This window comes from Candidatus Aquicultor secundus, from assembly GCF_002791875.1.
Lineage (GTDB): Bacteria > Actinomycetota > Aquicultoria > Aquicultorales > Aquicultoraceae > Aquicultor_A > Aquicultor_A secundus.
This window is the reverse complement of record NZ_PFNG01000272.1, coordinates 1-10678: the sequence shown is the minus strand read 5'-3', so window position 1 is coordinate 10678 and position 10678 is coordinate 1. Positions and strand designations below refer to the sequence as shown.

The following is a 10678-nucleotide window of genomic DNA, read 5'->3' as shown; positions in this document are numbered from 1 at the left end:
CCTGCGCCAATCAGGCAAGCCTGTATTTCGTAGCGCCAAAGCAAGCGCTAATCCCAAAAAACCATAGAGCACCATATGCGCCCCCTTACGAATGAAAAAGTGGATGAAATCAACAGGGTTTTTCCGGTTATCCGTTGGTTTTTGGCTGTAAGTAAACCGCATCTCAGGAAGCTTCCGCACTTCGCTAACCAGGGTTTTATGCTCCCGGATTTCCGGTCGCAAATCCTGCGCATGAAAGGTTTGGCTTGAAAAATAGGTTATTATTGTGAGGCAGAATAGAGCGGCGAAGTAGCGCAAGATAATATCAAGTTTTTCGTGTTTCTGACTCTCACCCATCACTTAACCATCACCGCACCAAAACAAATAGGCTTTTTACTTGTTTAGGTGCTCTCTAAATTGTTCAACTGATATGCCCATGTCTCGAAGGATGCTATTTAACACTTTTGGATGCAGGATTTTACCTGCGTGAAAGGGGACCGTTACTCTTCTGCCGCTGTTATTCTTGTAAATCTTGTGGCTACCGCTTTGCCTAGCAAAAGCGAAACCGATTTGCTCTAACACTTTTATCACATCAGCAAATGTAACCCTTGGCAGCTTGTTGCTCATACCGCTATTTCCATAGAGGTAAGACTTACGGACTCGGCCTGGGGCACTTCCTCGCCGCTTTCAATCCTATCCTCTACATGAAGGCGGATAACATCTTTTATGTTCTCCAGGGCTTCTTCATACGTTTCACCTTGAGCGTAACATCCTTGTAGCTCTGGACAAAATGCAAAATAACCATCCTTGTCTTTTTCAACTATGATTGAAAACCGATAGTTCTTCATTTGCCACCTCCACGTTTACATGTATTATAGCAGATAAGAATAATCAAGCAGACGAAAAACAAGGAGTCCTACCCCACCCTTTTCCTTCCGAAACTGTAAATAAGTCCGCCGGTGATTACAAGCCCGATCAACGAAATCATAGTCCACAGGCTCATACCCGTAAACGGGAGCGACTTTCTTTTTAAAGCAGCGGTAGTTTTTGCCGGAGCTGTTTTTTTCGATTTAACGGTTGTGGTAGAAGCCAGCCTCTGTGTCGTTACAGTTGAACCCCACACCGTCGTTGAGGTAGTTGTCGTTCCTCCTTGCTGCGTCGTTACCGTAGTGCTGAAAACTGTAGAGGTCGTAGAGCAAGGCGTCGTTACCGTGGTAGTCATCCCGTAAGGGTGAGTCGTGGTGGTCATGGCAGGTGCACCTGTCGTTGTGGTTCTACATAGCGATGTAGTGTTCGTGGTAGTACATGGCGCTGTCGTACATTTGGAAGCGGTCGTGGCAGTTGTCCCCGTAGCGCAAGTTACCAGTTGCGAGCACGTCTTTTATTAAGGATGGTGGCAACTCCGGCAATTACCATGTGGCTTGCAACAGTTCTTGCCTTGATCCCAATCGTGGCCGTCGCAATCCTGCTGGTCGCAAACATTGCCAAGCCTCTTCTCTCGAATACTGCTGTCACATCTAGCATCATCTTTGTCTTTGTATTTGCGACTATTCTTATTCCGACCCTGGGATTTATCCTCATTAGATCTTGTCTTCGATGATCTGTGGGTACTATTGTCGCTGTTGCAGACTGCATTGGCATGGTTCCCATTAGATTGACCACTTTTGGCTATCGCCGCCGGAAGCAGCCAAACTAAATACAATGACGATACCAGTAAAGCTATCAGAGCAAATGATATCGCCTGTGTTTCCTTTCGTACCCCCCAGGCGTTACACCTTTGCCCTTCCGTGAATAAGACTTGAACATCCTCTTACATCCTCCTCGATTATGTAATGTTGGATTAACTCCGCCATATGTTAATCAACAAATCGTTATGACAGAGAATATATAGTTGGTGAAAAAGTGGACGCGTTCGATAGAATGCTGCGGATCGCGCTGTGGTTTCAATTCGAGTATTCCGTGCCCGTTTCAAAATTATAAGACTTATTTCGTTAAGTGGGCAAGCGATTGTAGTAAATCAACTGCCTCATAGTTAATTTGGGAATAAATACTTCGTCATGTAAATTGACAGCATATCGGACGGTGATTATTGTGGACGCTGTGATTCCCTTGCTGCTGCTCTCGGCGGTTCTAATGGTTGCCTGGATCGGGATAAAATTATTCTGGAAGTAGCATTTATATTAGGTCGGATTTACTCTCGTGCGAAGAAATCTCTGTGGTAACTGTTTAATGAAATCAACCTCTTGCACCCTGAGAAGTAACGCTAATCCCACATACGTTATAGCGCCCATGGCCGCTGCGGCGATAATCTCCACTATCTGACCCACCATGTGAGACGGCATAGCGCTTTGCGCGGTATGGTGTATGAAATAGATTATGAGACCCGCAGGAATTGCCGCCGTAAGGTGTTTACCCATAGCCTTAACCATACCAGTAGCTCCGATAGGACCGATCTTCCGCCGCAATACATAGAGCTGGATTACAACGGCGAATGTGAGCGCTAAAGCATATGATAATGGAAGCCCCCTCACACCGAAAACCGCGATGAACAAAAAGTTAAAAGCAATCTGCAACGGTACGCTTACGGCGCCGATCATCATGGGCGTTTTTGTATCCTGGAGTGAGTAATATACCCGCGTCAGCATGCTATAGAATGACATCGAGAGTAATGCGAATGCAAACGAGCCGAGTACCGCAGCCGTTATCTGAGTACCGGCGGCATCAAACCTCCCATGCTGAAGGGTGAGCGTGATGATCGGTTTAGCCATAATACCGATAAAGACAGCTGAGGGAATCATAACAAATGATGTCGACCGCAAACCAAGGGAAAGGGTTCCCTTAAAGCTCACGAAATCTTTTTTGTTGGCAAAATGTGAGAGTTCGGGGAATATCGCCGTCATAATCGAAAGTGTGAAAATCGCATACGGTAACTGGAAAAATACCAGCGCCTGCATGTATGCCATAGCTCCACCCTTATATGGCTGAAGCAACACATAAATGACGGCATTATTAAGCTGCCATGTTGCGGCAAAGCCGATCATGGGCAGCCCAAGCTTGACCACCTGTTTCACCGCCGGATGTCTGAGATTGAAATACGGACGCAATGAAACTCCTGCTTTTAATACCGATGGTACCTGCACAAGGGCTAAAGCGGCCACCCCGACCGTGGTTCCGAGCGCCAGCAAGAAGAGCGCAAGCCCATGATTGCCCCTGCTGAGAGGTAGATAGAGCCCCAGTATTGTGGCGATAACTACCGCGTTATTAAAGATAGGGGCCGCCATAGGCATAGTAAATCGCCGGTGTGAGCTAAGGATGCCGCTAAACATAGCGGTAATCGCATAAAACAGTATCTGAAACGCAAATACCCTAAAGAACATTATCATCATCGGGGTAGCGCGCGAAGGCTCGCGAATCGTTATTAAGTGAACAAAAAACGGTGCGAATATGGCGCCGATCAAGCTTGCCACAGCCCCGATGACACAGATAATGGTCGTGAGGTTGTTTATCATGTAGCGAGCTTCGTCATCGCTCTTGTCCTGCAGGTATTGGACGTATACCGGGATGATCACCGAACCTAAAATACCGCCCACGATGAGCTCAAAGATAATGTTCGGCATAGCGTTGGCAGTAAAAAAGGTATCGCTTAAAGCACCGCTGCCAAGTGCGTAAGCCAGCACCATGTTCCTCAAAAAGCCGGTCAGCCGACTTAAAGCCGTCGCAACCGACATCTTGGCCGTCGATTTTACGATGGACGGCATCTTGACTTTGTCAGGGCCATCTTCGGTTGATAGTAGATACTCTTCATCTTGCATATTGTACGCCTTGATTGTACTCCAAGCGTTTTAACAGATTATACCATAACTATAGCAATCGATTATGGAGTGTTTTACGCGTTAGGTAGCTATTCGGTTGACAATATCCTGATACAAATTTCGTTCACGGCGAGAAATCAGTGAGCTATTATGCCACAGTAACGTAAAGTCGCCGCCAAATAATTTACATCGGTCTTGCAAATCGAATATGTGCTGGCTCGCCACTTCAAGGGATAACTCCATATAATCAAGGAGGGTGCCCTCCATTACGATAAGCGGACGTTCGCGGAGTTTAAGGATTTTACGGGTGTAAACATTAAAAACAGGATACTCATAGCATATCCCGCATCTAAAACCGGCCTGGTCGGCGAAGGTCAAGGTGCTATCATAATCGATGCCCGTATCCTCAAGGTTTTGCCAGGTAATCGGGTTCTCCCAGCGTAAGAAATGCTGCCGGGCGCCCCAGTTTGCCTGGTGGACTCCCACCTCTTCACATGTTGCTAGAAGCTTTTCGTATTCTAAACGCACTTGGTCCGGGTCGCGAAACGTATTGTAGCTTGTATGTAAACCGATCTTGTGTTCTCTCTCGTTAAACCTGCGCAAGAGCTTTTTGATCCACGGCTCTTCGATAGAGTAAATACCATCGATCAATCCTGCAGAGTGCTCGGTAATAACATAAAACGTACTTCGAATATTGTGTTGCTCGCTAGTATTCATGATAAACTCGAACGTGTTGTTGACATCGTAATCAAAGTTGCCGCGTAAAGCATAAGGAAACGCCCATATTCGCCGCACTGCGAGCATCGGTTCCTTTCGTTTTACAATATCAGCGGCGGCCGAGATAAACGGCCGTATAGGTTTCTGGGAGCTGGAGTACGGCCAATCGACATCGTGGGTTAACCTGACACGAAATCTTCTCTGTTTTCGCTCCAGGGACGGCCACAGCCGCTTTAACGCCCAGCACAGTATCTCGAGATATTCATTCACCAACGGCCGGGTTAGGAACCCCTCCTTATACGCTATGGATGCCGTCGCTGGAAACCTCTCCCGGGTATCGCGCTCTTCGACCACGAGTTCCTCGTAGCGGGTAAGCATGAAAAAAGCGCTTCCAAAAATATCTAACCCCAGGTCTATCGTTGACGGAGTCTCCTCATAGAACGAGCCGGAGGCTAGCCGGTCCCCATAAAGCACTGGAATCGCAGTGGAAATTACGGTAGCATCGATAGGGGCAGTTGAGATATCCCATATCCTGAGAGGCTGTTTCGGCAGCGAATCAGCTGTAAGCCACTCATTCTCGGGGGTCTTGAAAAAGTGGTCGGATAAACAAAGTTCTTTTTTATGAGGGTCATCTTTGAGTGTTATTTTTACGCCATCGCAGAGCCGCTCTTGAAGCTGGTACTCCAGCCCAAGAAACTCACCTAAAAGCAGGTCGTAAATATAAAGGCGTTCGGCCTTATATGCAGGAGGATGAATAATATGTAACACGATTGCCCTTCCCTTTGACTATCGCTTTATACGCTCGCTACAGGAGCAACAGAAACCCCGGCAAATAAAACAACAAACATGTGACTTATAAACTCCGGTATAGCTCAAGCGTTTGCTCTACCATAGTACGTTTACTATAGGTACTTCGGATTATTTCTAACGACGCTCTACCGAAACGCTCCCGCAGCTCGGCATCATGCACAAGCGAATAAAGCGCTTTCTTCAGGTCTTCGGCAGAATCCGGTGGCACCAAAAATCCGTTGACCCCCTCGCGAACCAGCTCGCAATTACCGCCTACCGCGGTGGCTACAACAGGTAGTCCTGTCGCCATCGCCTCTAACAACGTGTACGGTAATCCCTCGTACCGGCTCGGCAATACAAAAATATCAAAGGCGCTTAGAAACTCTTGCGCCATAGCATGATATCCGACAATGTGGATTGCCCCAGTTATATGATGAGCCCCAGCAATCCCCTCAAGCTTTTGGCGTTCGGGGCCTTCACCTAGAAAGACCAAATGCGTATCCACACCGGTTCCTAATGCAAGGTAAGCCTCGAGCAATACTTCCGGCGCCTTCTGGTAATCTAATCGCCCGCTAAATCCTATTACTACATCATCGGATGCAATATTGAGAGCTTGACGCTGCTCGCCTCGGTGTTTGAGAACATCTTTGGCTGGACCTACCCCATTAGCAATGGTATGCACCCGGGAAGCCGGCAGCCCGAGCTCTACCGCATGCTCGGCTTCCTGATGGGATACGGCAATAACGGCGTCCGAAAAGCGGCGTCCCAAGAAGCGCTCAATAGCACTATATGCCATCCTCTTCAAACCGCTCAGACCCGGTGAAAGGGTGATAAATGCGTGGGGGGTATATACTATCTTGGCCGACCTTGCACCAAATATTTTAATCAATCGCGCTAAAGCCCCCGCCTTTGAGCTGTGACCGTGCACTATGTCAAAAGGCCCAAACTTGCGGGTGTACTCTACTACTCTCGTATAGGATCGCATATCGTGCCATGGAGAAATCGAGCGCCGCATGGCAATATCCTTACTATATATCGCACCATCAAGTTCCCGGATTCGTTGAAGAAACGCGTCTTCGATACGCAGCGGTGAATAGAGCAGGTGGACCTCATGCCCGCTTTGCGCAAGCCCGTCCGCCAAGTCCAAGACATGCCGCCCCGCACCGCTTCCAGATGCTTCAATGAGTAATAAGACCCTGAGTTTGCCGTTCTTCATAAAAACCTGTGCTCTTCCCTTCTCTCAAAACCGGCGCACGTCATGTAATAAAAGTTGCGCCCCATAAGTCACCGCAGCTACTCATCGCTAAGATAGCAGCTGCCGAATAATGAACCACATATCCTGGGCACACTTCTCCCACGTAAACACCGATGCACGGGCCAGTCCTCTCGCTTGCAGATCGTCTCTAAGCGAGGCGTTATTCCAAAGAAGTCGTATCTTTCCCGCGATATCTTGCGGATCATAAGGGTCGCAGTAGAGCGCCGCCTCACCGCATACCTCTGGTAATGAAGCACGGTTAGCGGCAACTACAGGACATCCACAAAGCATTGCCTCGATCGGGGGCAAGCCGAAACCCTCATACCATGAAGGAAATGCGAAGCAATAGGCGCTTCCATAAAGCGCCTTCAGCTCTTTATCATTTATCGAACTCAACCACTTAACCCGATTGCGTGACTCCAGCCCGATGCGATTAAATACTTTATGGTTGGAACCCCCTACCACGACAAGATCAAGGTCCGTATCACCCAGGGTCGCTATGGCATCAACAAGACGAAGAAAATTCTTGCGTGGGCTCAGTGAGCTAACCGCTAGAACAAATTTCTTACCGGATAAATCATATTTCTGTAAAACGGATTCGTCTGCTTGCGTCTGATTGAAGTGGTCGATTCCGGGATACACAACGTGAATGTTGGTTTCGTCAGTTTTGCAGTAGTGGGCTAGTTCCTTCTTCGAGAAATTGGAAACGGTGACTACCTTCGCGGCCCGCTTGCATAGTCCATACAGCATGATCTTATACCAGGTGCGAAACGCTGTTGAAAACTCGTCGGGGCACGCATAGGTGGCAGCGTCATGAATCATGACTACCTGGTTCCTTTTTATCAGTGGCGCAGGCGTACATAGATTTACAAGAACCCTTTTGCCAGCATACAACGGCAACTCCACCTGCTCCCATAGATGCCCTTTTAGCCGTCCAACGACCTCGATATCAATATGTCTCAAGTCGGGTCGGTATCGTATATCCTTCGGTGCCAGAAGCGTAAACGAATAGAGCCCGGGGTCTATCACCCCTGAGTCCAATAGATCATCGAGTGCCTTGACCACGCCCAAAGCATATCTTTGCACGCCGGTGACGGCCTGTGAGAGAAACCGACCGTTAATGATGATGTTCTGCATATAAAACATCGACTCCTTTAGCCCACTCCTGCATGACTGGGCGGTCCCTCAGAATTATCGCCACCCATAACCACATTACGTCCCGTAAAACCAGCTTGCCGTAATCGGAGAAGGCTGACTAAAATACCGGCAACGGCTATGAATGCGACCGGTATGACAAAGATTGTCAGGAAGAAGTAGTTGATCCTTGTTAGCGACCAAATACCCGGATACGCAATAACAAAACAGAGCGTTACGAGAGAAATGCGGCCAGATGCCTTCTCTGCGACCTTGTATGCTACACCCAAGAGGGCTCCGACAATAAGGCTGAGCCCGTATGCCCATAGCCCCCAGTCATACCACCATAAGCCGAGAACGTTTACAGTACCAAATGCACTTGTCCAACCATGGATTAAGGTATATGAATCAAATCCGCTAAGAAACTCCCCTAGCATAGTGGTGCTAAAAAACTGATAGCTTGAATTATGGTCTAAAAGCACTAAAGCATTATTAAAATCAGCGGCGAAATATCCCTGAACAAAGAGATCGATGACATGCCTTTGGGTCTCGGCGGAAAAAACGCCAACACCGTAATTTGTCGCATACCATAAGCCGCCGCGTAACAGCTCACCGACCCAAATGATGGCACCCATGAACCCGACGGTTTTCAAGATATTTCTCCAGGTAAGGCGGTGCGAGTTGGGCATCACCAGCAAGTAAGCGGCGAACACGATTAAAACAAAATAAACAGGGAACATCCTGGCGGCAAAAATCAAGGCGTGAAGCACGCTGATTGTTCCAATAAGAATAAGTCGAAACCTTGCTTTCTTCACGGCCACCGGCCCCATATCCGGATGAAACATGATCATGGCATAAATGGCCGAAGGAATGATAAAAAGATTGTTGAGGGAGCTAAAACCTACAATCCGTACTTCATTGACCTGCTCACCTACGAGAGCGAGAGTCCCGGCGTCAAATGCCTCCCTGATGAGAGCCGGGTTAGCAATAATCTCGCGAACGTAAACAAGCTCTCCCGCAAGGCTGATCAGTAGCGTATAAGCTGCAAACGAGGAAAGGAACTTCACCCATCCTGTCGATAGATGATCGCTCTGATTGTTTGTTCGTTTCTGCCAAGTAACTCCCGCCATTTTTCCTATAGATACGCCCGCCAAAAGAGCCATCCACAGCAACAAAAACCGCAGTAGTGCAGAATCGCCTCTATAGCGAGACGCCGCCCCAAATATTGTGGGTACTTGCGGCATAAAGAACCACCACAAGAGCGCCTGAAGTGCGAAAAGCCCGAAGATAACCCAGAAGGGATCAAGAATAAATCGCTTACGCATGTTGGCCCCCCTCCAGCAGCTCGGCCAATTCATCCCAGGATTTGATGTCGTCTCTGTAGGTCTGCGAGCGGTTATAAGTCGAAGCCGCCAGCATCGCTCGACGTATACTCTCATCGTCGCCCGGATGATAGAAAATGATATTAGGTCGATCGGTCGAGATAAAACTAGGCGCAACTATAGACAAGCGGCAATATGTGTATTGGATTATTTTTAAGCTATCACCTAATAACTCCGCACCCGGCATATAACTCCGCGTCGCTAAACCGATATCTGCATGCTTAATAAACGGAACGGTTTTGAGAAAATCCAGTTCGCCGTAGATTTTCACATTGGGGCAGTCTTGCACGCCATCGATAGGACCTATGATATGGAAGTTCCGCGTTGGAAAGAGACGGCTGGCGCGATCCAGAAAATCGATGTCGAAGTGAGAAACCCCCACGAACACTAAGTTAGGGCCAGCCGTACCGGCATACGGATTAGGATAATCGGCATCAAAGAGTTCTTTGTTGATTCCATGAAGATGTAGCTCAAGATGAGGGGTTTTACCCTCGAACAGTTTAAGCATGCCGGTGCTCGGTACGCTTACCAGGTCAAACCTAGAAACGTACTCTTCTTCCGCCTGAATGACTACTGGATGGCTACGCAAAAAGCGCAGGTCGTCTGAGACCCGGTATACAAACCTCGCATCTGGCCGTAAGCGCTTGAGGTATGGCACAAGCAACAATCCTGGACCGCTCTCGATAATAAAGACATCCGCCGACTGCATAAACGATTCAGCCGAACCCAAGGAAAAAGACCCGTAACGCCTAAATAAAGGCGTGCTCAACTTATTGAGAATCCCTGCACGGAGGTTGGCCGGGTGCCAGGGTGTAAACCAGACAAAACTCCAGAGTCCTTCCTCTTCGGCGATTAGTCTATTACGTGCCTGAAACAAACCGTCGTATTGAAGTCTTTTATCACGCCGTAAAAATGACAGTAAGCTTAACGAACAGGTAAAAAAGAGGACCTCTGAACCGTTTCGGTGAAATGCATCCGCAAGCCAATGAAATCCGGCCTTTTTGTTTGACCGCCAATAATGCCCGGTTATTAGAACAACACGTTTCATGATAATTTCTAGCCTTATAGTGCGACCATTCCTACAATATACCTAATATCATCGGTCGATTATTAAACAATCTTTCGCCTGGTCTGCTATTAAATCGCACTTTCCGGACCGTTCAACCGGTATTTCGTCAAACATCTTCACAATCAGACATACTTTGTTAAGCGATAGCAATTAGTTGCTGTTTGAGATGAGAGGGGTCGGCGTGTCGTGAACGAGTGTGGCATCTGCAACGGCGGGTGGCTAGTATGCACCGCTTCGCGACAGTACGATGCCGACGGTTCGGATGAGGATGGTGATATCCAACCACAGAGACCAGTTGCGGACATACCAGGCTTCCAGACGGACCCGCTCCGAGTAATCTATATCGTTCCTACCGCTTACCTGCCAAAGTCCGGTTATACCGGGCCGCACTATAAAGAAATCATTGATCGAGTACCCGAATCGAGGAACTTCTTTTTGAACGATCGGGCGGGGTCCAACTAAGCTCATCTCCCCTTTTAGCACGTTCAGTATCTGGGGAAGCTCATCCAGACTTGTCTTTCGCAAAAGGTTACCTATTCTT

Annotated in this window: 12 protein-coding genes; 1 reads left to right on the top strand and 11 read right to left on the bottom strand. The window is 48.1% G+C overall.

Annotated features, from left to right (window positions below; translation table 11 throughout):
- From COY37_RS11505 to COY37_RS11500, 3 genes are all read right to left on the bottom strand, one after another.
- A partial coding sequence (locus tag COY37_RS11505) for a VanZ family protein (protein ID WP_286977661.1) occupies positions 1–336 on the bottom strand: 336 nt, incomplete at its 3' end.
- Positions 337–372: 36 nt separating this feature from the next.
- On the bottom strand, positions 373–606 hold the full coding sequence (locus tag COY37_RS12025; protein ID WP_353683028.1) for a type II toxin-antitoxin system HicA family toxin: 234 nt from the start codon (positions 604–606) through the stop codon (positions 373–375).
- Positions 603–827, bottom strand: a complete 225-nt coding sequence (locus tag COY37_RS11500; RefSeq protein ID WP_286977660.1) for a type II toxin-antitoxin system HicB family antitoxin — start codon at positions 825–827, stop codon at positions 603–605. Before COY37_RS11500 ends, COY37_RS12025 begins: the two co-directional genes overlap by 4 nt.
- Positions 828–938: 111 nt before the next feature.
- Between COY37_RS11500 and COY37_RS11495 the strand changes: the two genes are divergently transcribed.
- Complete coding sequence (locus COY37_RS11495; RefSeq protein ID WP_286977659.1) at positions 939–1208, top strand: hypothetical protein; 270 nt, start codon at positions 939–941, stop codon at positions 1206–1208.
- A gap of 130 nt (positions 1209–1338) precedes the next feature.
- On the opposite strand, the gene COY37_RS11490 is transcribed toward COY37_RS11495, so the two are convergent.
- The 8 genes from COY37_RS11490 to COY37_RS11455 all read right to left on the bottom strand — a co-directional run.
- Positions 1339–1629 carry a hypothetical protein gene (locus tag COY37_RS11490; protein WP_286977657.1) on the bottom strand — a complete coding sequence of 97 codons (291 nt, stop codon included), beginning with the start codon at positions 1627–1629 and terminating at the stop codon, positions 1339–1341.
- A gap of 530 nt (positions 1630–2159) precedes the next feature.
- Positions 2160–3791, bottom strand: coding sequence for a murein biosynthesis integral membrane protein MurJ (gene murJ / locus COY37_RS11485; RefSeq protein ID WP_286977655.1), 1632 nt, complete (start codon positions 3789–3791; stop codon positions 2160–2162).
- Between the two features lie 81 nt (positions 3792–3872).
- Positions 3873–5276 carry a polysaccharide deacetylase family protein gene (locus COY37_RS11480; protein WP_286977653.1) on the bottom strand — a complete coding sequence of 468 codons (1404 nt, stop codon included), beginning with the start codon at positions 5274–5276 and terminating at the stop codon, positions 3873–3875.
- An 85-nt stretch (positions 5277–5361) separates the two neighbouring features.
- A complete protein-coding gene (locus tag COY37_RS11475) occupies positions 5362–6513 on the bottom strand; it encodes a glycosyltransferase family 4 protein (RefSeq protein WP_286977651.1) in 1152 nt (383 codons plus the stop codon).
- 87 nt (positions 6514–6600) lie between these two features.
- A complete protein-coding gene (locus tag COY37_RS11470) occupies positions 6601–7698 on the bottom strand; it encodes a glycosyltransferase family 4 protein (RefSeq protein ID WP_286977650.1) in 1098 nt (365 codons plus the stop codon).
- Between the two features lie 8 nt (positions 7699–7706).
- Positions 7707–9011, bottom strand: a complete 1305-nt coding sequence (locus tag COY37_RS11465; protein WP_286977649.1) for a hypothetical protein — start codon at positions 9009–9011, stop codon at positions 7707–7709.
- Entirely contained in the window at positions 9004–10116 is a 1113-nt protein-coding gene (locus COY37_RS11460) for a GumK N-terminal domain-containing glycosyltransferase (RefSeq protein WP_286977648.1), read from the bottom strand. Before COY37_RS11460 ends, COY37_RS11465 begins: the two co-directional genes overlap by 8 nt.
- Before the next feature lie 240 nt (positions 10117–10356).
- On the bottom strand, positions 10357–10678 hold a 322-nt coding region (locus COY37_RS11455; protein WP_286977647.1), incomplete at its 5' end, for a sugar transferase.